The sequence below is a fragment of the Stutzerimonas stutzeri KOS6 genome (genome assembly GCF_000307775.2).
Taxonomy (GTDB): Bacteria; Pseudomonadota; Gammaproteobacteria; order Pseudomonadales; family Pseudomonadaceae; genus Stutzerimonas; species Stutzerimonas stutzeri_B.
This window is the reverse complement of the sequence record NZ_KK020675.1, coordinates 504,716-527,269: the sequence shown is the minus strand read 5'-3', so window position 1 is coordinate 527,269 and position 22,554 is coordinate 504,716. Positions and strand designations below refer to the sequence as shown.

The window sequence follows — 22,554 nt, the reverse complement described above, 5'->3', positions numbered from 1 at the left end:
GTCCGCTGCGAGGGCTATGATCGTCGAGGCCGTCGCGCCTCTAAGGGAGAATGGATGCATCAGCGCATCGACAACATGCTGGAATTCAGCCGTTTCCTGGTCAGGCGCTTTCTGACCGACCGTGGACCACACAGTGCCGCGGCACTGACCTACACCACGCTGTTCGCCGTGGTGCCGATGATGACCGTCACCTTCGCCATGCTCTCGGCGATTCCCGCGTTCCGGGGCGTTGGTGAGCAGATTCAGTTCTATATCTTCAACAACTTCATCCCGTCCACGGGAGCGACCATCCAGGAATACCTGGTCGCCTTCACCAGCCAGGCGCGGCAGCTCACCTGGTTCGGTGTCGGCTTTCTCATGGCCACCGCGCTGATGATGCTGCTGACCATCGAAAAGGCCTTCAACACCATCTGGCGTGTGCGGCAACCGCGGCGCGGCGTATCCAGCTTCCTGCTCTATTGGGCTATCCTCAGCCTCGGGCCGCTGTTGCTTGGGGCGGGGTTCGCCACCAGTACCTATATCGCGTCGCTGTCGCTGATATCGGGGCCCTATGCGGTCTTCGGTGTCGGCACTCTGATCAAGGTCATGCCGCTGCTGCTCAGTGTTGCCGCGTTCACGCTGATCTACGCGGCCGTGCCCAATACCCGCGTGCCGGTGCGTCATGCGCTGGCAGGCGGAGTCTTCACGGCAGTCCTGTTCGAGGCAGCCAAGCAACTGTTCGCTTTGTATGTCAGCTACTTTCCCAGCTATCAGCTGATCTATGGCGCGTTTGCCGCTGTGCCGCTGTTCCTGTTGTGGGTGTACCTGTCGTGGATGATCGTGCTGTTCGGTGCCGAGTTGGTCTGTGGCCTGTCATCGTCGCAGCAATGGCGTCGTCGCCCGCTGCCGCGCCTGCTGGTCATGCTGACGCTGCTGCGCCACCTGCATCAGCGTCAGCAGGAGGGGCGCGAGCTTCATCTACGCGATCTGCACCGATCAGGCCTGCGCCTGCCGGAGGATGAGTGGGACGAGATACTCGGCTTCTTCGATCAGGAGCAACTGGCCTGTCGCACTGGCTCCGGGGGCTGGGTGCTCTGCCGCGATCTCAGCCATTACAGCCTGGATCAGCTGCTGCGCTCCAATCCCTGGCCCTTGTCGGCGCGCGTGCAACTGCCGGAGCAGCTCGATGAGCCCTGGTATCCGACGCTACGCCGTTCCCTCGAACTGCTGCAGCAGGAGCAGGCCAACCTGTTCAGCGGTAGCCTGGCCGACTGGCTGCAGGCCAGCGGTGACAAAAATCGTCAATAACGGAGTGATCGCGCGACTCGGTCGTGCTCGCCGCGGCGGCAGAAGGCAACGGAAACGGCCATATGGGCGCAGGCCGGTGGCATTCGCATGGCTGGCATGCTTCTGGCTAAGGCTTGAGTACTCGATAGGACGGCGCGATGAACGGCAAACGCAGTGGCATCCTTTATCTGCATCAGCGAGCGCCCGACGCGGCGCTGGATGCATTGAACCGTCTGACCGGCCTGTGCTTCTCGCAGTGGCCCGAGTCGTTGGTGGAGCGTTCGGCGGTGCAATGCGATGAAAGGCCGTCCACGCCTGAAGTCCGACAGGTCGAGCCGAAGAAAGTGAGCGGTTGAGTCAGGCTTTTGCGCTCTTCATTTCAGCCATGACGGGTTCGACTGGGTGCACGAACAGTTCTTCCACCGAGCCGGCCGAGACTTCGGATGCGGGGCGGAGATGGATCTGCAGGTCCTCGATCCTTTTTCTGACTGGTAGCCGGGCGACGCCGGACAACAATATCTTGCCCGCGCTGTCAGTCCGGCCATGATCGATTGGCGATTCCAGCTGTTGCTGGCCGTCGCGGTACTTGGCAACGAGCGAAACCATCAGTCCAGCCGTCCCACGCAGCTGCAACCAGCCGGCGACGTTGAACTCGGCGATGCGGCCGTCGTAGGTGGTGAGGGAGATGGCGGCTTGCTCGACGATGCGCGATGGCACATTACCGATCAGTTTGTCATGAAGTTGGGACATGGCTTCGCTACTGGCCTATTGCTGATGGGTGCGGAATTATAGGCAGCCCGGCTCCGCTAAAACTGTGCACTCGAGCGGCGACGCTCGTGATGGGGCTCGCAGAACCGCGAAAGCGCGACGGTTCCTTGGCACCTTTGGCGGTCCTGCCGGGAAACGGCGACATGGCCCGTGCCCGGTCGGAACGGAAGCGGTATTCTCCTGCTTGATAAGTCGAGGGTTCTCCTATCATGGCAAAGCTGCGTGCATCACTCCTGATCCTCATCTGCCTGTCGCTCGTTGCTTGCGACGACGATTGGGGCCCGGACCAGCATGGCCGGCAAGTCACAGCTGCCGAGCTGCAGGGCAAGTGGCTGCTGGTCAATTACTGGGCCGAGTGGTGCGGACCCTGTCGCACCGAAATACCCGAACTCAATAGCCTGGCCGACGAGGGGCAAAGGCTGGAGGTTCTCGGAGTCAATTTCGATGAACTGCGCGGCGAGGAGCTTGCACAAGCGGCAAAGGCGCTGGGGATTGGTTTCAGGGTCCTCAGCGACGATCCGGCCGAGCGGCTGCAGCTGTCACGCAGTGCCGTATTGCCGGTGAGCTATCTGGTTGACGACGAGGGCAGGGTGCGCAAGCAGTTGATCGGTGAGCAGACTGCCGCTGGGATACTGGCGCATCTCGAACAGCTACGGGACGAGTAGCGCATCGTTCGACGACTGCCATTGATTGGCGATTCTTACGGCTTGACGTACCAGTAGTCCTGCCAGAAACCGATCACCTTGGCTGGATAGCGGTTCTTGCCGAGGCTGCCGTTGTAGCGCGCGAGCGCCCGGTTGATGTCGCCGTTTTCCTTTCGCAGGTAGTAGCTGAGGATGGTGCAGCCATAGCGCAGATTGGTGGCGTTGTCGGTAAGGTTGTCCTGCGGTCGTCCCAATTCGGCCTTCCAGAACGGCATCACCTGCATCATGCCCTGCGCACCGACGCTGGATATCGCGAAGCGGTCGAAATGGCTTTCCGCATGGATCAGCGCCAGCACCAGCTCCGGCTTCAAGCCGGCCTTGCTCGCTTCGCGGTGAACCAGTCTGAGCAGCGATAGCCGCTCCCCGGCGTCCGCCACATAGCGCCTGAGGCGTCCGGACATGTCCACCAGCCAGACTTCGGCATCGAAGCGATCCTGAAAGCTGTCCGCCTCGGCAACGGTCCGCAGCATGAGTTCGCGCAGTTCGGGTTCGGGCGCCTGGCGGATATTGGCGGCTGCCGGCAGTGCAATCGCCAGCAGCAATGGCAGAAGAAGATTCCGCGCCTTCATCGGCTTCAGTTTCCGCTGCTGCTGCCTTCGATCAGGCTGTCCAGAAACTGTTTCTGCAGCTCCGGATCGTTGCGTGTCAGCTCGATCAGGCTTTGCTCCAGCTCGCTGGCTTCTTCTTCCAGGCCGAGCTCGGACAGGCGCCTGACCCGATGTACCCATTGCGCTACGTCGTCGCCTTCGAGATCGTTGAAGATCAGGTCGTGCGCCTCCTGCAGTTTGCCGCGCAGCTTGTGGCTGACCAGCAACGAGGCATCGGCGCGAGCGCCATCCTGGGGATCTTCGACCGACAGCAGAAGCTTGCCCACCTGTGTAATGTCCTGGTCGGCGAACGAACCATCGAGCAGGTTCAGGCGCAGTATGCCATGCCGGTCGGTGGTCAGCTCGTGGGTCTGCGGGCCTGCCACCACCTGAACCGGGCGCTCGGCCCAGGGTAGGCTGGTGTACTCGAGCCGTGCATCGCGGCGCTGTTCATCAAGGCTCGCGAGGTTTTGCTGCGAGCGGCCATTGGACTCGACGTTAAGGAACGGATTGATACCGGCGAAACCGTAGCTGATCCAGCCGCGCGTAGCGCTTTCGGGGATATTGCCGAGCATCACTACGTTGAGCACGTTGGCACTCACGCCCGCGACCACCGCGACGAATCCCATCGGGACTTCGTACAGCTCGCGCCATGGCTGATAGGGCGTGTAGCGGTCGTAACGGCGTGTGACATCGAAGTCGGTGACCTCGAATGTCTTCTGTTCCTGGATGCGAATGCGCCGTTGGGGCAGTTCGAGCACCTGCGGCTCGCCGAGCTCGATGCGCAGGCTGTGGTCGAGCAGCTTGCGCTCGGTGCGGGCCTCCTGTTCGCTGCGCTGTGGCAGGTGATTGGCGCAGCCGCCAAGCAGGAGCGCCGCGCAGAGCGCGGCGCTGGTTGAAGCGACAATACGTCGGTTGAGCATGGTTTCCGATCAGCGATGAGTGCGCGAATTGATGAAGGACAGGATTTCTGAAGCCGCGACCGCCTGCGGTTGTTCATCGCGGCGGTGCTTGTACTCCAGGGTGCCGTCGGCCAGCCCGCGATCGCTGATGACGATGCGGTGCGGGATGCCGATCAGCTCCATGTCGGCGAATTTGACGCCGGGACTGGTCTTTTTGTCACGGTCGTCGAGCAGCACTTCGTAACCGGCCTCGGTCAGTTCGGCATAGAGTCGATCGGTGGCCTCGCGAACCGCTTCGGCTTCATATTTCATCGGAACCAGCGCGATCTGGAAGGGGGCCAGGGCGTCGGGCCAGAGAATGCCGCGATCATCGTAGTTCTGCTCGATCGCAGCGGCGACCACGCGGGAAACACCGATGCCGTAGCAGCCCATGATCAGGGTTGCCGGTTTGCCGTTCTCACCCATGACCTGGCATTTCATGGCCTCGCTGTACTTGGTGCCCAGCTGGAAGATGTGGCCGACTTCGATGCCGCGCTTGATGATCAGGCTGCCCTGGCCGTCCGGGCTCGGATCGCCGGCAACCACGTTGCGCAGATCGGCGATCGCCGGCAGCGGCAGGTCGCGCTCCCAGTTCAGGCCGAAGTAATGCTTGTCGTCGACGTTGGCGCCGGCCGCGAAATCGCTCATCAGGGCAACCGATCGGTCGATCACGCACGGGATCGGCAGATTCAGCGGCCCCAGCGAGCCGGGGCCGGCGCCGATGGCGGCACGGATTTCCGCTTCCGAGGCGAACACCAGCGGGCTGGCGACCTGTTCCAGATTGGCGGCCTTGATCTCGTTGAGCTCGTGGTCGCCGCGCACGATGAGGGCGACCAGCTTGCCTTCCTCGACACCATGCACAACCAGCGTCTTGACGGTCCTTTCGATTGCCAGATCGAACTGCTCGACCAGCTCGATGATGGTCTTGGCATCCGGTGTATCGACCTGGCGCAGCGCTTCGCCAGGCGCCGCGCGTTCGGTTTCGCGCGCAATGGCTTCGGCCTTCTCGATATTGGCGGCGTAGTCGGAGGTGTCGCTGAAGGCGATGTCGTCCTCACCGGACTCGGCCAGCACGTGGAATTCGTGGGAGCCGGTACCACCGATGGAGCCGGTGTCGGCTTGGACCGGACGGAAATTCAGGCCCAGGCGGGTGAAGATGTTGCAGTAGGCCTGGTGCATGCGGTCATAGGTTTCCTGCAGCGATTCCTGGGTCAGGTGGAAGGAATAGGCATCCTTCATCAGGAACTCGCGACCACGCATGAGTCCGAAGCGCGGCCGGATCTCGTCGCGGAACTTGGTCTGGATCTGGTAGAAGTTGATCGGCAGCTGCTTGTAGCTGTTCAGCTCGTTGCGCGCCAGATCGGTGATGACTTCCTCGTGGGTCGGCCCGACGCAGAACTCGCGGTTGTGACGGTCCTTCAGGCGCAGCAACTCCGGTCCGTATTGCTCCCAGCGGCCTGATTCCTGCCACAGCTCGGCCGGCTGGATGGCGGGCATCAGCACTTCCAGCGCGCCCGCCTTGTTCATCTCTTCGCGAACGATGGCTTCCGCCTTGCGCAGTGCGCGCAGACCCATCGGCATCCAGGTATACAGTCCCGAAGCCAGCTTGCGGATCATGCCGGCACGCAGCATCAGTTGATGGCTGATGACCACTGCATCGGAGGGGGTTTCTTTGAGAGTCGAGAGCAGGAACTGACTGGTGCGCATGTGGCCGTTATGTCCTTGCAGAGGCTGAAATTTGGCCGGCATTGTACGGCGCGCTTGGTGCGGCGTACAGGACGGGGCTGGGTCGGTTGATTAAACGAAAGAGCCCGGCTTTCGCCGGGCTCCGTCTTGCATCGAACGCTCTGAACGCCTGGGTTACAGGATGCTCAGCGGGTATTCGACGAACAGGCGCCATTCATCGATATCAGGCACATACCCGTTGACCTCGGAGCTGGTGCGCAGGATGGAGTTGCGCGCGCGAAGCTTCAGGTCTTTTGCCGGGCCGCTCTGTACGGTGTAAGAAACCTGGTTGAAGATTTCCCGCTCGCTGCCTTCACCAGTGCCGCCGTAGAACTCGGCATCGATATTGTCACCGCGGACGTAGGCGGTTTTCCAGGAGAGGCCCGGAACGCCGTAGCCGCTGAAGTCCAGCTCATAGCTGGCCTGCCAGGAGCGTTCGTCTTTCGCGTTGAAATCGGAGAGGAAGGAGTTCGCTACCCAGATTGCGCTACCGCCGTCACCGTTGTCATACAGATAACCGGTGTCGCCGGACACGCGCTGGTGGGCCAGGATGAAAGCATGCGCGCCAACGCTGTACTTGGCCGACAGGCTCCAGATGGTATTGTCGTCGGCATCCGCGACAAGACGATCGTCGATGTCGTCTGTCTTGTAGTAGTTGAAGTCAAACGCCAGAGACTGGTCTGCGGACAGGGGCATGACGTAATTGATGTTCGCGTACTTCTTGTCGTACGTGTCTTCCACGTCGGAGAAATAAAGCGAAGCGCTCAGCCCTTCGGTGAACTGGTAGGTGCCACCGAATACGTCGATGCTCTTCAGTGCGGCATTGTCACGGCTGGACGATGCCATCGAGCTTTCCGACGTGAAGTGACCGGCATTCAGCTCGAGACCTTCGATCTCGTTGCTGGTGACCAGGGTGCCCGTGAACGATTGAGGCAGCAGGCGGGAGTCGTCGTATGCCAGTACCGGCATCATTGGCATCTGGTCGCCGTACTTCACGACGGTGTTGGAAAGTTGTGCCTTGATGGCTGCGCCCGCTTGAGCGACATCGCGCTCCGGGTGGCCGTCGGATTCAAATTCGAACATTTGATCGAAGTTGCTGCCACGGCCGCCATCCAGACGTACGCCGAGCAGGCCGAACGCATCAACGCCGACCCCGATGGTGCCCTGGGTAAAGCCGGATTCGAAGGTGGCGATGAAGCCCTGGCCCCACGGCTTGGCATCTTCAATGCCGCCTTCACGGAAATCACGGTTCCAATAAGTATTGCGCAGCAACAGATCGAGGCTTGCGTCCTCTACGAATCCCTTGGATTCCGATTGCTGGCTGGCCAACGCCATCTGGGAGGTGCCCGCCGATACGGCCAGGGCGATTACGCTCCACTTCATCACTTTCATTGTGACTGCTCCTTTGGTTTGAAAACGGTGCTTGCCTTCCCGTGAACGGAAAGGGTGCAACTTCTTAGTCCCGCATCAGGCTTTAGCCAGTTATGGCCGCTTACGCGAAAAGCCATCCAGAGAATGTACTGTTTAGCTCTAGTGCAGCGCCAGAGCAAGCAGCGTGGCATCGGTTGCGGCGTTTTGAAGCCGCTGCCGTAGCTTCTCGTGATGGATAGCAAAAATCGCACCCAAATGCGTTTGACGCGCTTTTGAGGCGTGCAATAGCTTACTTGTTTCTGCGGCTGCACCGAAATGCGGCGTGCGCAGATGCGCTCGGCACCATTATTGCGCGCGCAGGGCGGTTGTTGCCGGGCTGGGCTGGAGTATCCTTCTTCGACGCTTAATAGGCGGTGCATTCCCGCACTGCCTCGCAATCAGGTCGAAGGGGAGTGTTATGTTCGTTCTCGATTCACGTCTGGAGCAGGATACGTCGCTGATTGGTGACTTCCCGCTCTGCCGGCTATTGCTGATGAACGATGCGCAATATCTGTGGTTCATCCTGGTGCCGCGGCGCGAGGAGGTGAGTGAACTGTTCCAGCTCGATTCGGCGGACCAGCAGGCATTGTGGCGGGAAACCACCGCGCTGGCCGAGATCGTCAAGGACACATTCGGTGCGGACAAGATGAACGTTGCTGCGCTCGGCAACGTGGTTGCACAACTGCATATGCATGTCATCGCCAGGCGTCGCGACGACGCTGCCTGGCCGGCACCGGTATGGGGCAAACAGCCTGCGAAACCCTATGCCCAAGAGCAGGTGGCGGCGATCAGGGAGAAACTACGGCTGGTTCTTGCCGACGACTTTCGTTTCGAGGAATGACGATGGATCTGGAAGCCCGCATAACGGACCTGGAGGCGCGTCTGGCGTTTCAGGATGACACCATTCAGGCCCTGAATGATGTACTGGTCGAACAGCAGCGAATCATGGAGCGCGTGAAGCTTCAGTTGGCTGCGCTGGCGAGACGCCAGGAAGAGCTGCAAAGCTCGCTGGGTGCAGGTGAGGACGAAGCGCCGCCGCCCCATTACTGACTGGATATTGCCGGAAGCAGGGCCGGTCGGCCCTGCGCTTTGCTGGGCCGGCTTAGCGGGTCGGGTCGACCGGGACGACGTCCTCGGCCTGAAGTCCCTTGTCGCGCATCATGATGGTGAACTCCACACGCTGGCCCTCGACCAGGATCCGGTGTCCCTCGCCGCGAATCGCACGAAAGTGCACGAACACATCGTCACCGCTGTCCCTGGAGATGAAGCCGAAGCCCTTGGAGGTGTTGAACCACTTCACCGTGCCCGCCTCGCGGCCGGCTGTCGACGGTGCGCTCGTGGTCGGGCGAGCGGCTTTCGCCTGCGAGATGCGTCCGCGCGGTGTCGCCAGGTGGAGCAGGACGGCGACCAGGGCGAGCAGCAGGCTGGCCAGGGTCGCTGGTTGGCCTGCGATCTGCGGCAGTGCAGCCAGCAGGATCGCGGCCTGCAGGGCGATCGCGAGCAGCAGCAGGGTCGATGTGGCAATGATTACCGGGCGGGTCCGGCTGTCGTTCAGTAGAGCCGCAGGGGCGAATTGCGCGTTCAGCAGGCCGAGCATCAGCAGGCACAAGGCTTCGGGCTGCAGCAGGAGCGGCATGCCGCCGCGTAGGCTGGGGACGAATGACAACAGCAGGGCGATCACGCCCGCCAGAACATGGACGATCTTAAGCATTCTTGTATGGCTCACGTTGATAACACGACAGAAGAAGCCGCAGGGGCCAGGGTGCTCGTGGGGAACGTTCTCTCGCTCAGGGCTGAATACTGCTCGAGGAACCGCGCGGGCTGGCTTGCAGCGCGGCGTATTTAACAGCAAAGGCGTGGGGGGCTCAAATGAGCGTGTCGCGGTGTCGAGGCGCAAGGAATGCGTCGTCGTGGTGCAACAGGGCACTCCGGCGAGTGCCCTGTGCCGAAGAGGCTCAGGCTGACAGCAGGCTGCGCAGCATCCAGGCAGTCTTCTCATGGATCTGCATGCGCTGGGTCAGCAGGTCGGCAGTCGGCTCGTCACTGACCTTGTCCAGCAGCGGGAAGATGCCGCGCGCCGTGCGTACGACCGCTTCCTGGCCTTCCACCAGCAGCTTGATCATCTCGTCTGCCGTCGGGACGCCTTCCTCTTCCTTGATGGAGCTCAGGCGGGCATAGGCCGCGTAGGTGCCCGGCGCCGGAAAGCCCAGGGTGCGAATGCGTTCGGCGATATCGTCTACCGCGACGGCCAGTTCGGTGTACTGGGTCTCGAACATGGTGTGCAAGGTGTTGAACATCGGACCCGTCACGTTCCAGTGGAAGTTATGGGTCTTCAGGTACAGGGTGTAGGTGTCGGCGAGCAGGCGGGACAGGCCCTCGGCAATGGCTGCACGGTCCTGTTCGGCGATACCAATGTTGATTTCCATATTTCTCTCCTGGTGGATGGTTCAGACGCTAGGGTTTGTTGACGTTTCGTTCGTGGCCGGCCCGAAGGGTTGCGTGGCAAATGGCGCAGCAACGCGGTTCGCGCTGAAGCGTCAACAGGCCCTAGTTATGCCAGAAAAAGGCTTCGCTTTGTAAATTGATGCGGCACGCACATCGCTGATCGCCTTTGGAGGGCAGGCGCCCTCCTGGGTTCAGTCGTCCGCTGGCAGAAACAGAATTGCCCGGGCCGACGGCTGCGCGGTGTTGATTATGCGGATATAATCCCGCCCTTGTGCCCGGCGCCCGACAGCCCTGCTGCAGCGTCCGGCACCCCCATGCGAAATGCGGTACCGCGCGCAGCAACATGCCGCTTCCGCAGAGCAGCAACGGTGCCGTCGGCCTGTCGCGGCTCCAGCGCCCCATCGAATTCAAGATACGAGAAGCGAACACCATCATGATGCGCAGTCACTATTGCGGCCAACTGAACGAAAGCCTGGACGGTCAGGAAATCACTCTTTGCGGCTGGGTACATCGCCGTCGTGACCACGGCGGGGTGATCTTCCTCGACGTGCGTGATCGTGAGGGGCTGGCCCAGGTTGTCTTCGATCCGGACCGCGCCGAAACCTTCGCCACGGCTGACCGGGTACGCAGCGAGTACGTCATCAAGGTGACCGGCAAGGTGCGCCTGCGCCCTGCCGGTGCGGTCAACCCGAACATGAGCTCCGGCGCCATCGAGGTGCTGGGCTACGAGCTGGAAGTGCTGAACGACGCGGAAACTCCGCCATTCCCGCTCAACGAGTACAGCGACGTCGGTGAAGAGACGCGCCTGCGCTATCGCTTCATCGACCTGCGCCGTCCGGAGATGGCCGAGAAGCTCAAGCTGCGCTCGCGTATCACCGCCAGCATTCGTCGCTATCTGGATGAAAACGGTTTCCTCGACGTGGAAACGCCGATCCTGGGGCGCCCGACGCCCGAGGGTGCGCGCGACTATCTGGTGCCGAGCCGTACCCATGCCGGTAATTTCTTTGCCTTGCCGCAATCGCCGCAGCTGTTCAAGCAACTGCTGATGGTTGCCGGCTTCGACCGCTACTACCAGATCGCCAAGTGCTTCCGCGACGAAGACCTGCGCGCCGATCGCCAGCCAGAATTCACCCAGATCGACATCGAGACCAGCTTCCTCGACGAAGCGGACATCATCGGTATCACCGAAGGCATGATCCGCAAGCTGTTCATGGAAGTGCTCGGTCTGGAGTTCGGCGACTTCCCGCACATGCCGTTCGAAGAGGCCATGCGCCGTTATGGTTCGGACAAGCCTGACCTGCGTATCCCGCTGGAGCTGGTGGACGTTGCCGATCAGCTCAATGCGGTCGAGTTCAAGGTCTTCTCCGGCCCGGCCAACGATCCGAAAGGTCGCGTCGCTGCGCTGCGGGTACCGGGTGCGGCGAGCATGCCGCGCAGCCAGATCGACGACTACACCAAGTTCGTCGGCATCTATGGTGCCAAGGGCCTGGCCTACATCAAGGTCAACGAGCGTGCCAAGGGCGTCGAGGGTCTGCAGTCGCCGATCGTCAAGTTCATTCCGGAAGACAACCTCAATGTGATCCTCGATCGTGTCGGTGCGGTCGATGGCGACATCGTCTTCTTCGGTGCCGACAAGGCCAAGATCGTTTCCGAGGCGCTGGGTGCGCTGCGCATCAAGATCGGTCACGACCTCAAGCTGCTGACCTGCGACTGGGCTCCGCTGTGGGTAGTCGACTTCCCGATGTTCGAAGAGAACGACGACGGTTCGCTGAGTGCGCTGCACCATCCGTTCACCGCGCCGAAATGCTCGCCGCAGGAACTGGAAGCCAATCCGGCGGCCGCCCTGTCGCGCGCCTACGACATGGTACTCAATGGCACCGAGCTGGGTGGCGGCTCGATCCGTATCCATCGCAAGGAAATGCAGCAGACCGTATTCCGCATCCTCGGCATCGACGAAGCCGAGCAGGAGGAGAAGTTCGGCTTCCTGCTCGATGCGCTGAAGTTCGGTGCTCCGCCACACGGTGGCCTGGCCTTCGGTCTGGATCGCCTGGTGATGCTGATGACCGGTGCGCAGTCCATTCGCGAAGTGATCGCCTTCCCGAAAACCCAGAGTGCGGCGGACGTCATGACCCAGGCGCCGGGGGCAGTGGACAACAAGGCGCTGCGCGACCTGCATATCCGTCTGCGCGAGCAGCCAAAGGCGGAATAAGCGCTATCCGAGGCCTGGTTCCTGCCAGGCTTCTTCGTCTTGCGGCTCCGGGCCGTGCAGGCGGCGTTATGGCGATACCCGCCCTGTCGAAGTAGGCGTTGGGCGGGTTATCGAGATTTCTGATTCAGTCGAAGAATGGAGTGAGTTATGGCTGGTCATTCCAAATGGGCCAATATCAAGCATCGCAAAGAGCGTCAGGACGCCAAGCGGGGCAAGATCTTCACCAAACTGATCCGCGAACTGACCGTGGCGGCCAAGCACGGCGGCGGTGTGCCGGCGGACAACCCGCGTTTGCGTCTGGCCGTGGACAAGGCGCTGACCGCCAATATGTCGCGTGACGTCATCGATCGCGCCATCGCCCGGGGCGCAGGCTCCAGCGAAGCGGACAACATGACGGAGCTGAGCTACGAGGGTTACGCGCCGAGCGGCGTGGCGATCATCATCGAGGCCATGACGGACAACCGCAACCGCACCGCCGCAGAGGTGCGCCACGCCTTCAGCAAGAACGGCGGCAACCTCGGCACCGATGGTTCGGTGGCCTATATGTTCGACCGCAAGGGTCAGATCAGCTACGCGCCCGGCGTCGACGAGGACGCCTTGATGGAAGCGGCGCTGGAGGCCGGTGCCGACGACGTGGTCACCCAGGAAGACGGCTCCGTCGAGGTCTACACCAGCTTCGCCGATTTCCTTTCGGTCAACGAGGCGCTGACCGGGGCTGGGTTCAAGGGTGACGAGGCGGAGGTGGCGATGATCCCGTCGATCATGGCGCCGATCACCGATGTCGAGACTGCGCAGAAAGTCCTGCGTCTGATCGATGCGTTGGAAGATCTGGATGATGTGCAGAACGTTTACCACAACGCCGAGATTCCGGACGAAGTGATGGAGCAGCTGGGCTGAGTCGTGGTGCTCGAACAAGCCGGAAGTCGCAGCAGCGCTTCCGGTTTTTTTATGCTTCGGTGCAGCGTCAGCCGAGCATTTGGATATGACGCCGCTGGTGGCGTCGTGGCAGGCGCCTCCGTATACTCGCCACTGGATAAATAGACAGCACGGCCAAGGCATGACGCTGATTTTGGGTATCGATCCGGGCTCTCGAATCACCGGTTACGGCGTCGTCCGAGACACCGGTCGCGCTTGCGAATACGTTGCCTCGGGCTGCATTCGCACCGGCACGGGTGAGCTGTCGGAGCGCCTGCGTGCCGTTTTCAGCGGGGTGAGCGAGGTCATCCGAACCTATGGCCCGGTGACCATGGGTATCGAGCAGGTATTCATGGCACGTAATGCCGATTCCGCGCTCAAGCTCGGCCAGGCTCGGGGAGCAGCCATCGTCGCTGGGGCCGAAGCCGGGCTGCCGATCGCCGAGTACACCGCGACGCAGGTCAAGCAGGCGATCGCCGGAACGGGTGGAGCGGACAAGCAGCAAGTGCAGATGATGGTCATGCACCTGCTCAAGCTCCTGGAAAAGCCGCAGATCGATGCCTCCGATGCGCTGGCTATCGCCCTCTGTCATGCGCATCACAGGCAGAGCCTGATACCTCATGGGCTGGTTGGGGCCAAGCGGCGAGGCGGGCGCCTGCGGCTGTAGTCGTCATCGTCCGCCAGGGCCGCGGGATCACTTGTAGGAGCGGGCCATGCTCGCGAAACGTGCGCATGGCGCGCTCCTACGAAGTAATCTCTGCCTTCCGAACGGCATACGCCATGGGTGGAAACAAATCGATTGGCCGGGAGCAGGGGCTTCGCGGTCGTGGAGGAAGCGGGACTGTGATCGGACGTTTGCGTGGCACCCTGGCGGAGAAACAACCGCCGCACCTGATTCTCGACGTTAATGGCATCGGCTATGAAGTCGAGGTGCCGATGACGACGCTGTATCGCCTGCCGGCGGTCGGCGAGCCGGTGACGCTGCATACGCACCTTGTTGTGCGTGAAGACGCACAACTTCTTTATGGCTTCGCCGAAAAGCGTGAGCGCGAGCTGTTTCGCGAGCTGATCCGCTTGAATGGAGTGGGGCCCAAGCTGGCGTTGGCATTGATGTCCGGCCTGGAGGTCGACGAGCTGGTGCGTTGTGTCCAGGCGCAGGATACGTCGGTCCTGGTGCGCATCCCTGGCGTAGGCAAGAAGACCGCCGAGCGCCTGCTGGTGGAATTGAAGGATCGCTTCAAGGCGTGGGAAAGCATGCCTGCGATCGCGACCTTCGTGGTTGAACCTGGCGGCAAAACGGCAGTCACAAGCGCCGAGAATGATGCGGTCAGCGCGTTGATCTCCCTGGGCTTCAAGCCTCAGGAAGCCAGCCGCGCAGTGTCCGCCATACAGGAAGAAGATTTGAGCAGTGAAGAAATGATCCGTCGTGCCCTCAAGGGTATGGTGTAAGCCATGATCGAAGCGGATCGTATCGTCACGGCCAGCAGTCGCGACCGCGACGAACAGCTGGATCGCGCCATTCGCCCACTGCGGCTTGCCGAATACATCGGCCAGCCGGTCGTGCGCGAGCAGATGGATCTGTTCATTCGCGCCGCCAGGGGGCGCCAGGAAGCGCTCGACCACACCCTGATCTTCGGTCCGCCTGGCCTGGGCAAGACCACGCTGGCAAACATCATCGCCGAAGAAATGGGGGTGTCGATCAAGAGCACCTCGGGGCCGGTCCTCGAGCGGCCCGGCGACCTCGCTGCGTTGCTGACCAATCTGGAAGCCGGTGACGTGCTTTTCGTCGACGAGATCCACCGCTTGTCGCCGATTGTCGAGGAAGTGCTGTATCCGGCCATGGAGGACTTCCAGCTCGACATCATGATCGGCGAAGGCCCGGCGGCTCGCTCGATCAAGCTGGATCTGCCCCCGTTCACTCTGATCGGCGCCACCACCCGTGCCGGCATGTTGACCAATCCGCTACGCGACCGATTCGGGATCGTGCAGCGCCTGGAGTTCTATTCCACCGAGGACCTGGCCACCATCGTCAGTCGCTCGGCCGGTATCCTGGGATTGCCGACCGAGCCCGAGGGGGCCTTCGAGATCGCCCGGCGGGCGCGGGGGACGCCGCGAATCGCCAATCGGTTGTTGCGCCGTGTGCGCGATTTCGCCGAAGTGCGCGGCACGGGCGAGATCACGCGGCAAATTGCCGATCTCGCCCTGAACATGCTCGATGTCGATGAGCGTGGCTTCGATCACCAGGACCGCCGGTTGCTGCTGACTCTGATCGAGAAGTTCGACGGCGGGCCGGTGGGTATCGACAGCCTGGCCGCTGCGATCAGCGAGGAGCGCCATACCATCGAGGACGTGCTCGAGCCCTACCTGATCCAGCAGGGCTACATCATGCGCACGCCACGCGGTCGCGTCGTGACACGCCATGCCTATCTGCATTTCGGCCTCAACCTGCCCAAGCGCATGGGCGACGCCCCGACACCGGACCTGTTCGACGGTGACATGGTTTGAAGAAAATATTGTTCTGTTACCCGATTGGCATTTACAGGGCCGAGCACTAGTATGCGCGCGCAAGCCGAAGCCGAGATCTTCACCCACCGTTGTCGTGTCTACTACGAGGACACCGATGCGGGGGGCATCGTCTACTACGTCAATTACCTCAAATTCATGGAGCGAGCTCGTACCGAGCGGTTGCGCATCCTGGGATTCGCCCAGTCGCAGCTGGCTGGTGAGGACTTGCTGTTCGTCGTGCATTCGGTCGAGGCGCGCTACCGGGCGCCGGCGCGCCTGGATGATGAACTGCTGGTGACGGCCGAAGTGATCGAGCTGAATCGTGCCAGCCTGCGTTTCCGTCAACAGGTTCGTCGCGCGATGGATGATGTTTTGCTGTGTGAGGGGCAGGTGCTGGTGGCCTGCGTGCGTGCCGAGAGTTTGAAACCCCGAGCCATTCCCGAAGAGCTGCGCGAAGCCTTCGCGGGCTCGGGTCTATCCCCTGTAGGAGAGTAAGCGTGGAAGCCAACGTCGATCATATGTCCATGTGGAGCCTGATCAGCAACGCCAGCTTCGTGGTGCAACTGGTCATGCTGATCCTTGTCGCCGCTTCGGTGACCTCGTGGATTCTGATTTTTCAGCGCGGCAGCATGCTGCGCGCCGCAAAGCGGGCGCTGGATACTTTCGAGGAGCGCTTCTGGTCGGGTATCGACCTGTCCAAGCTTTATCGGCAGGCCGGTAGCAATCCTGATCCGGACTCAGGTGTCGAGCAGATCTTCCGTGCCGGCTTCAAGGAGTTTTCCCGTCTGCGCCAACAGTCCGGCGTCGATCCCGATGCAGTGATGGATGGCGTCAACCGTGCCATGCGCGTGGCGATTTCGCGTGAAGAGGAGAAACTGGAGCAGAGCCTGCCATTTCTCGCCACCGTTGGCTCCACCAGTCCGTATATCGGCCTGTTCGGTACTGTCTGGGGGATCATGAACTCCTTCCGCGGTCTTGCGCAGGTGCAGCAGGCAACGCTGGCAACCGTGGCTCCGGGTATCGCCGAAGCGCTGATCGCCACGGCGATCGGCCTGTTTGCCGCGATTCCCGCGGTGATCGCCTACAACCGTTTCGCTGCGCGCGGCGAGATGCTCATTGGCCGCTACTACACCTTCGCCGACGAGTTCCAGGCCATCCTTCACCGCAAAGTCCACACCACCGAAGACTGAGGCCCACGGCCATGGCCAGAATCCGCAACAGACGCAAGCCCGTCGCCGAGATGAACGTGGTGCCTTACATCGATGTGATGCTGGTGCTGCTGGTCATCTTCATGGTCACGGCGCCGATGCTCAACCAGGGCGTCAAGGTCGATCTGCCCAAGGTCAGCAGCGAGGCCTTGCCGCAGGACAACGACAAGCAGGTGTTGACCATCTCCATCAAGGCGGACAAGACCTACTACTGGAATGTCGGCAGCGAAGTCGACACCGAGAGCAAGGGTAACGAGGCGGTAGCGCTGGAAGACATGACCCGTGCCGTCGTCGCCATCATGCGCCAGCGCCCGGATACCCAGGTGTTCATTCGTGGCGACCGGGCCGTCGATTACGGCTCGGTCATGGCTGCCATGGGTGGTCTGCAGGAGGCCGGTGTGGGCAATGTCGGCCTGATCACCGAGGCGCCCTGATGCAGCAGCGCGACTCCTCGCCTTCGCAGGGCTATTTCTGGCCGACCGTGCTTGCGGTCGGCCTGCATTTGCTCATCTTCGGCATGCTGTTCGTCAGTTTTTCCATGACGCCCGAGCTGCCGCCATCCAAGCCGATCGTGCAGGCCACTCTGTATCAGCTCAAGTCGCAGAGCCAGGCGACCACGCAGACCAACCAGAAGATCGCCGGCGAGGCGAAGAAGACCGCTGCCAAGCAGTTCGAGACCGAGCAGATGGAGCAGCGCAAGGTCGAGCAGGAAAAGCAGGTTGCCGCTCGCGTTGCGGAACAAAAGAAGGCTGAGGAGGCTCGAAAGGCCGAAGCGGCGAAAGCGGCTGCCGAGAAGGCTGCTGCAGCCAAGAAGGCCGAGGCGGCCAAGAAGGTCGAGCAGCAGAAACAGGCTGAGATCGCGAAGAAGAAAGCTGCAGAAGAGGCGGCCAAGAAGAAAGCGGCCGAGGAGGCCAAGAAGAAGGCCGCCGAAGAGGCCAAGCGCAAAGCAGCCGAGGACGCGAAGAAGAAGGCTGCGGCCGAGGCAGCCAGGAAAAAGGCGGCGGAAGAAGCCAAGAAGAAAGCTGCGGCAGAAGCTGCACGCAAGGCGGCAGAGGACAAGAAGGCTCAGGCGCTTGCCGAGCTGCTGTCCGACTCCACCGAACGTCAACAGGCGATGGCTGATACGCAAGGCGATCAGGTATCCGGTAACTTCGATGACCTGATTCGGCTGCGTGCCGCGGAAGGTTGGACCCGCCCACCATCAGCGCGCAACAACATGACCGTACAGTTGCAGGTCAACATGCTTCCGGATGGCACTATCACCAACGTCGGTGTTTCGCGATCGAGCGGTGACGTACCCTTCGACAATTCTGCGGTTGCCGCAGTGAAGAACATCGGTCGGTTGACTGAAATGCAGGGCCTGAGCCCGCAGGAATTTCAGCCCTACCGTTCATTCAAAATGACATTCACGCCTGAGGATCTTGCGTTGTGATCAACTCCCTTCGAGGTCTACTTGTCCTTTTGTTGTGCTGCCTGACAGGAATGGCGGTGGCGCAGGAGAAAAACATCGTCGTGACCAGCGGTGCCGATCGTGCGATTCCGATCGCCGTGGTGCCTTTCGGCTGGCAGGGCGGTACCGTGCTGCCGGAGGACATGGCGGAAATCATCGGTAACGACCTGCGTAACTCGGGCACGTTCCAGCCCATTGCGCGGCAGAACATGATCAGCATGCCGAGCCGTGGCAGCGAGATCATCTATCGCGACTGGAAGGCGCTGGGCGCCCAGTATGTGATGGTGGGCAACATCGAGCCGGCGGGCGGTCGTCTGCAGATTCGCTACGAGGTATTCAATGTTGCCACCGAGCAGCAAGTGATGAGCGGAACGGTCGGTGGCGGTTCGGATCAGCTGCGCGACATGGCTCACCATGCCGCGGATCAGGCGTTCGAGAAACTGACCGGCATCAAGGGGGCGTTCTCGACCCGCCTGTTGTACGTGACTGTCGAGCGGCTGGGTGGCGCGAATACCCGTTATACGCTGCAGCGCTCGGACTATGACGGTGCGCGCGCAGTGACCTTGCTGCAGTCGCGCGAACCCATCCTCTCGCCACGCTATTCGCCGGACGGACGTCGCATCGCCTACGTTTCGTTCGAGCAGAAGCGTCCACGCATCTTCATCCAGCACATCGATACCGGTCGACGCGAGCAGATCACCAATTTCGAAGGGTTGAACGGCGCTCCGGCGTTTTCCCCGGACGGTAATCGCCTGGCGTTCGTGCTGTCGAAGGACGGCAATCCCGAGGTCTACGTGATGGACCTGGGCTCGCGGCAGTTGCAGCGCCTGACCAATCACTATGCGATCGATACCGAACCGTTCTGGGGAGCTGACGGTCAGACCATCTATTACACGTCCGACCGCGCGGGCAAGCCGCAGGTGTACAAGCAGCGGCTGGGTACCAACTCTGCCGAGCGGGTGACCTTCGTCGGCAACTACAACGCCAACCCGAAACTGTCGGCCGACGAGAAGACCCTGGTCATGATTCATCGTCAGGATGGCTACACCAACTTCAAGGTTGCTGCTCAGGATCTGCAGCGCGGCAACCTGCGCATACTTTCTGATACCAGTCTGGATGAGTCGCCCACTGTTGCGCCTAATGGCACCATGCTAATCTACGCCACCCGCCAGCAGGGCCGGGGAGTCTTGATGCTCGTGTCCATCAATGGACGCGTTAGGCTCCCGCTTCCTACAGCTCAAGGCGAAGTCCGAGAGCCGTCCTGGTCCCCTTACCTGAACTGATGCGGTATCAACGCTTTTAACCAAAACACACCTGGGGTTGTTACAAATGGAAATGCTGAAATTCGGTAAGTTCACCGCTCTGGCTCTGGCCATGGCTGTTGCTGTCGGTTGTTCGTCCAAAGGCGGCGACGATTCGGGCGAGGGTTCGGGCGCGATCGATCCGAATGCTGGTTATGGTGCTGACTCCGGTGCCGTCGACGGCAGCATGAGCGAAGAAGCTGCTCTGCGCGCCATCACCACCTTCTACTTCGAGTACGACAGCTCCGACCTGAAGCCGGAAGCCATGCGCGCTCTGGACGTTCACGCCAAGGACCTGAAAGGCAACGGCGCTCGCGTCGTTCTGGAAGGCCACACCGACGAGCGTGGTACCCGTGAGTACAACATGGCTCTGGGCGAGCGCCGCTCCAAGGCCGTTCAGCGTTACCTGGTCCTGCAGGGTGTTTCCCCGGCCCAGCTGGAACTGGTTTCCTACGGCGAGGAGCGTCCGGTTGCCATGGGTAACGACGAGCAGTCCTGGGCTCAGAACCGTCGCGTCGAACTGCGTAAGTAAGTCGTCATGCGAAAGTACCGTCACGCTCTGACTTTTACAGTGCTCGGGCTGCCGCTGATGGCGCTGGCTCAAGTGCCGGTCGTGGATTACGAGCAGGGTGCCACTGGCACCGGCTCCGGATATTCCGCGGCTGCGCCGAGCGGTGATGGTGCCTATGCCGGAGGTGGGGCTGTCGCCCCATCTTCGGCGCAGGGCATGCTCTTCATGCAACTGCAGCAGATGCAGGAAGAGATCGCGCAATTGCGCGGCATGCTCGAGGTGCAACAGAATGAGATCCAGCGCCTGCAGCAAGAGGGGCTGGAACGTTATCAGGATCTGGATCGACGCCTGTCGAGCGGGTCCGCAGCTGCTGCCAATCAGGCGGTGGCGCCCCAAGAGGCATCATCCGCCGCCGATGCCAGTGCCAATGCCGCCGCGCAAGGGCAGGGGCGTAGCGAGTCGAGCGACCCGGCGCAGGAAAAGCTCTATTACGACGCTGCTTTCGACCTGATCAAGGCAAAGGACTTCGACAGGGCCAGCCAGGCGTTCGCGGCTTTTTTGCGTAAATACCCCGACAGTCAATATGCGGGCAACGCCCAATACTGGCTGGGCGAAGTCAATCTGGCCAAGGGCGATTTGCAAGGCGCCGGCCAGGCTTTTGCTCGCGTAAGTCAGGCTTATCCGCAGCACAGCAAGGTGCCGGATTCGCTCTACAAGCTGGCCGATGTCGAGATTCGGCTGGGGAATCGGGACAAGGCCCAGGGCATTCTGCGTCAGGTCATTTCGCAGTATCCGAACACTTCTGCGGCCCAGCTTGCCCAGCGCCAGCTCAATCGCTGAAGTCACCGTTGGTGATAACGAACGAAACCCGCCCATTGTGCGGGTTTTTTCGTTAGAATCGCCGCCCCTATTCCTTGCAACGGAGGCGGATGGCCTGTCTAGCCGTCACGCCCGTGGCTGATATGACCCTGCGAATTACCGAGATCTTCTACTCGCTGCAGGGCGAGACGCGCACCAGTGGACTGCCCACGGTGTTCGTTCGCCTCACTGGCTGTCCCCTGCGCTGTCAATATTGCGATACCGCCTACGCGTTCAGTGGCGGAGAGCTGATGTCCCTCGATGCGATCGTCGAACGCGTCGCCAGCTATAACCCTCGTTACGTCTGTGTCACCGGTGGAGAGCCGCTGGCCCAGCCCAATTGTGTGCCACTGCTGCGGCGCCTGTGCGATGCCGGGTACGAGGTGTCGCTGGAAACCAGTGGCGCACTCGATATTTCCGCGGTAGACGAGCGGGTGAGTCGCGTGGTCGACCTGAAAACGCCAGGTTCTGCCGAAATTGCGCGCAATCGCTACGAGAACATTGGCTGCCTTACGCGCAACGATCAGGTGAAGTTCGTCATCTGCTCGCGCGAGGACTATGACTGGGCTGTCAGCAAGCTGATCGAGTACGGCCTTGATCGCCGGGCTGGCGAAGTACTGTTCTCGCCGAGCCATGGCCAGGTCGATGTGCGTGCGCTGGCCGACTGGATCGTTGCCGACAACCTGCCGGTCAGGTTGCAGTTGCAGCTGCACAAGATCATCTGGAATGACGCGCCAGGCCACTGAATCACCGGCCTCGGTAATTTGCTTTGAGGGTAATGCGCAATGAACGATAAGAAGGCAGTCATTCTGCTGTCTGGTGGGCTTGATTCGGCTACGGTCGTCGCAATGGCCCGTGATCAGGGCTACGCCTGCTACACCATGAGCTTCGATTACGGGCAGCGTCATCGTGCCGAACTGCAGGCTGCGGAGCGCGTTGCCAGGCAGTTGGGCGTGGTCGAGCACAAGGTCATAGGGCTCAACCTCAACGGTATCGGTGGCTCGGCACTGACCGATGAGAGCATCGATGTGCCCGAGTCGCCTGGCGACGGTATCCCGGTTACCTATGTGCCGGCTCGCAATACCGTTTTCCTTTCGCTGGCGCTTGGCTGGGCGGAAGTCCTGGGTGCGCAGGACATCTTCATCGGCGTCAATGCGGTGGATTACTCTGGCTATCCGGACTGTCGTCCCGAATTCGTCGCGGCGTTCGAGCGCATGGCCAATCTGGCGACCAAGGCGGGCGTGGAGGGTACAGGTTTTCGCATCCAGGCCCCGCTGCAGGACATGAGCAAGGCGCGGATCGTTCAGGAAGGCGCGCGCCTGGGTGTTGACTACGCGATGACCGTGTCCTGCTATCAGGCTGACGAGGATGGGCGGGCATGTGGCAAGTGCGACAGTTGCCGGCTGCGGGCTGCGGGTTTCGCCGAGGCCGGGCTGGCCGATCCGACTCGTTATCGCTGAAGGTTCGCTGAACAAAGTTTTTTAAAAAAAACTTTTTTTTCATCAATCAAATCAGTATCATGCGCCCCGCATCGGGTCGTTAGCTCAGTTGGTAGAGCAGTTGGCTTTTAACCAATTGGTCGTAGGTTCGAATCCTACACGACCCACCAGATTCTCCTCAGGGAGCAGAGAAAGCCGGAGACCGACAGGTCGTCCGGCTTTTTTATGCCCGCTTTTTCGCTCGGCTCCGCGCGAGTGCTACGTTCGGCCATAAGCCACTTTTTTCTCTACGACCTTAGTAGGTGGCTCAAG

At 61.3% G+C, this 22,554-nt stretch carries 26 protein-coding genes and 1 tRNA gene; 20 read left to right on the top strand and 7 right to left on the bottom strand.

All coding sequences use genetic code 11. The features are described 5' to 3' along the window. Positions 1-54 precede the first annotated feature (54 nt). Positions 55-1,287 carry a virulence factor BrkB family protein gene (locus tag B597_RS26425; RefSeq protein WP_003292809.1) on the top strand — a complete coding sequence of 411 codons (1,233 nt, stop codon included), beginning with the start codon at positions 55-57 and terminating at the stop codon, positions 1,285-1,287. A 137-nt stretch (positions 1,288-1,424) separates the two neighbouring features. After that, a complete protein-coding gene (locus B597_RS26420) occupies positions 1,425-1,622 on the top strand; it encodes a hypothetical protein (protein ID WP_003292810.1) in 198 nt (65 codons plus the stop codon). Between the two features lies 1 nt (position 1,623). Here B597_RS26420 and B597_RS26415 read toward each other — a convergent pair whose 3' ends face one another. After that, a complete protein-coding gene (locus B597_RS26415; protein ID WP_003292811.1) occupies positions 1,624-2,016 on the bottom strand; it encodes a hypothetical protein in 393 nt (130 codons plus the stop codon). A 227-nt stretch (positions 2,017-2,243) separates the two neighbouring features. Between B597_RS26415 and B597_RS26410 the strand changes: the two genes are divergently transcribed. Then, entirely contained in the window at positions 2,244-2,699 is a 456-nt protein-coding gene (locus B597_RS26410) for a TlpA disulfide reductase family protein (RefSeq protein WP_003292812.1), read from the top strand. Between the two features lie 35 nt (positions 2,700-2,734). On the opposite strand, the gene B597_RS26405 is transcribed toward B597_RS26410, so the two are convergent. From B597_RS26405 to B597_RS26390, 4 genes are all read right to left on the bottom strand, one after another. Continuing rightward, positions 2,735-3,307, bottom strand: coding sequence for a transglycosylase SLT domain-containing protein (locus B597_RS26405; RefSeq protein ID WP_003292813.1), 573 nt, complete (start codon positions 3,305-3,307; stop codon positions 2,735-2,737). A 5-nt stretch (positions 3,308-3,312) separates the two neighbouring features. Continuing rightward, positions 3,313-4,248: a hypothetical protein gene (locus B597_RS26400; RefSeq protein ID WP_003292814.1), complete on the bottom strand. Its 936-nt coding sequence runs from the start codon at positions 4,246-4,248 to the stop codon at positions 3,313-3,315. A gap of 9 nt (positions 4,249-4,257) precedes the next feature. Continuing rightward, the gene (locus B597_RS26395; protein WP_003292815.1) at positions 4,258-5,973 is read right to left on the bottom strand and encodes a proline--tRNA ligase; all 1,716 of its coding nucleotides are present in this window, start codon (positions 5,971-5,973) and stop codon (positions 4,258-4,260) included. Between the two features lie 153 nt (positions 5,974-6,126). Next, positions 6,127-7,383, bottom strand: coding sequence for an OprD family porin (locus B597_RS26390; RefSeq protein WP_003292816.1), 1,257 nt, complete (start codon positions 7,381-7,383; stop codon positions 6,127-6,129). Between the two features lie 436 nt (positions 7,384-7,819). On the opposite strand from B597_RS26390, the gene B597_RS26385 reads away from it, so the two are divergent. Then, positions 7,820-8,242 carry an HIT family protein gene (locus tag B597_RS26385; RefSeq protein WP_003292817.1) on the top strand — a complete coding sequence of 141 codons (423 nt, stop codon included), beginning with the start codon at positions 7,820-7,822 and terminating at the stop codon, positions 8,240-8,242. 2 nt (positions 8,243-8,244) lie between these two features. Continuing rightward, on the top strand, positions 8,245-8,451 hold the full coding sequence (locus B597_RS26380; RefSeq protein ID WP_003292818.1) for a SlyX family protein: 207 nt from the start codon (positions 8,245-8,247) through the stop codon (positions 8,449-8,451). Positions 8,452-8,503: 52 nt separating this feature from the next. Here the strand turns inward: B597_RS26380 and B597_RS47890 are convergent, their stop codons facing one another. After that, entirely contained in the window at positions 8,504-9,112 is a 609-nt protein-coding gene (locus tag B597_RS47890) for a cold-shock protein (protein ID WP_003292819.1), read from the bottom strand. A gap of 244 nt (positions 9,113-9,356) precedes the next feature. Then, positions 9,357-9,827, bottom strand: a complete 471-nt coding sequence (locus B597_RS26370; RefSeq protein ID WP_003292820.1) for a Dps family protein — start codon at positions 9,825-9,827, stop codon at positions 9,357-9,359. A gap of 452 nt (positions 9,828-10,279) precedes the next feature. Here B597_RS26370 and aspS point away from each other — a divergent pair, with 452 nt between their 5' ends. The 15 genes from aspS (at position 10,280) to B597_RS26295 (ending at position 22,412) form a co-directional block, all read left to right on the top strand. Further along, on the top strand, positions 10,280-12,055 hold the full coding sequence (aspS, locus tag B597_RS26365; protein ID WP_003292821.1) for an aspartate--tRNA ligase: 1,776 nt from the start codon (positions 10,280-10,282) through the stop codon (positions 12,053-12,055). A 147-nt stretch (positions 12,056-12,202) separates the two neighbouring features. After that, positions 12,203-12,952: a YebC/PmpR family DNA-binding transcriptional regulator gene (locus B597_RS26360; RefSeq protein WP_003292822.1), complete on the top strand. Its 750-nt coding sequence runs from the start codon at positions 12,203-12,205 to the stop codon at positions 12,950-12,952. Positions 12,953-13,112: 160 nt separating this feature from the next. Continuing rightward, on the top strand, positions 13,113-13,637 hold the full coding sequence (ruvC, locus tag B597_RS26355; RefSeq protein ID WP_003292823.1) for a crossover junction endodeoxyribonuclease RuvC: 525 nt from the start codon (positions 13,113-13,115) through the stop codon (positions 13,635-13,637). Positions 13,638-13,813: 176 nt separating this feature from the next. Then, positions 13,814-14,419, top strand: a complete 606-nt coding sequence (gene ruvA / locus B597_RS26350) for a Holliday junction branch migration protein RuvA (protein WP_003292824.1) — start codon at positions 13,814-13,816, stop codon at positions 14,417-14,419. A gap of 3 nt (positions 14,420-14,422) precedes the next feature. Next, positions 14,423-15,475, top strand: a complete 1,053-nt coding sequence (gene ruvB, locus B597_RS26345; RefSeq protein WP_003292825.1) for a Holliday junction branch migration DNA helicase RuvB — start codon at positions 14,423-14,425, stop codon at positions 15,473-15,475. 51 nt (positions 15,476-15,526) lie between these two features. Beyond that, entirely contained in the window at positions 15,527-15,970 is a 444-nt protein-coding gene (gene ybgC / locus B597_RS26340) for a tol-pal system-associated acyl-CoA thioesterase (protein WP_003292826.1), read from the top strand. Between the two features lie 2 nt (positions 15,971-15,972). Beyond that, complete coding sequence (gene tolQ, locus B597_RS26335; protein ID WP_003292827.1) at positions 15,973-16,665, top strand: protein TolQ; 693 nt, start codon at positions 15,973-15,975, stop codon at positions 16,663-16,665. An 11-nt stretch (positions 16,666-16,676) separates the two neighbouring features. Further along, on the top strand, positions 16,677-17,117 hold the full coding sequence (gene tolR / locus B597_RS26330; RefSeq protein WP_003292828.1) for a protein TolR: 441 nt from the start codon (positions 16,677-16,679) through the stop codon (positions 17,115-17,117). Beyond that, the gene (tolA, locus tag B597_RS26325; protein WP_003292829.1) at positions 17,117-18,115 is read left to right on the top strand and encodes a cell envelope integrity protein TolA; all 999 of its coding nucleotides are present in this window, start codon (positions 17,117-17,119) and stop codon (positions 18,113-18,115) included. The genes tolR and tolA overlap by 1 nt, the downstream gene beginning before the upstream one ends. Next, positions 18,112-19,416 carry a Tol-Pal system beta propeller repeat protein TolB gene (gene tolB / locus B597_RS26320; RefSeq protein ID WP_024161644.1) on the top strand — a complete coding sequence of 435 codons (1,305 nt, stop codon included), beginning with the start codon at positions 18,112-18,114 and terminating at the stop codon, positions 19,414-19,416. The genes tolA and tolB overlap by 4 nt, the downstream gene beginning before the upstream one ends. Before the next feature lie 46 nt (positions 19,417-19,462). Then, positions 19,463-19,966, top strand: a complete 504-nt coding sequence (gene pal, locus B597_RS26315; RefSeq protein ID WP_003292831.1) for a peptidoglycan-associated lipoprotein Pal — start codon at positions 19,463-19,465, stop codon at positions 19,964-19,966. Positions 19,967-19,972: 6 nt separating this feature from the next. Further along, positions 19,973-20,785, top strand: coding sequence for a tol-pal system protein YbgF (gene ybgF, locus B597_RS26310; protein ID WP_003292832.1), 813 nt, complete (start codon positions 19,973-19,975; stop codon positions 20,783-20,785). A 122-nt stretch (positions 20,786-20,907) separates the two neighbouring features. Then, on the top strand, positions 20,908-21,549 hold the full coding sequence (queE, locus tag B597_RS26305; protein WP_031323193.1) for a 7-carboxy-7-deazaguanine synthase QueE: 642 nt from the start codon (positions 20,908-20,910) through the stop codon (positions 21,547-21,549). A 39-nt stretch (positions 21,550-21,588) separates the two neighbouring features. Beyond that, the gene (queC, locus tag B597_RS26300; RefSeq protein WP_003292834.1) at positions 21,589-22,263 is read left to right on the top strand and encodes a 7-cyano-7-deazaguanine synthase QueC; all 675 of its coding nucleotides are present in this window, start codon (positions 21,589-21,591) and stop codon (positions 22,261-22,263) included. Between the two features lie 73 nt (positions 22,264-22,336). Continuing rightward, positions 22,337-22,412 (top strand) — tRNA-Lys (locus B597_RS26295). Positions 22,413-22,554 lie beyond the last annotated feature (142 nt).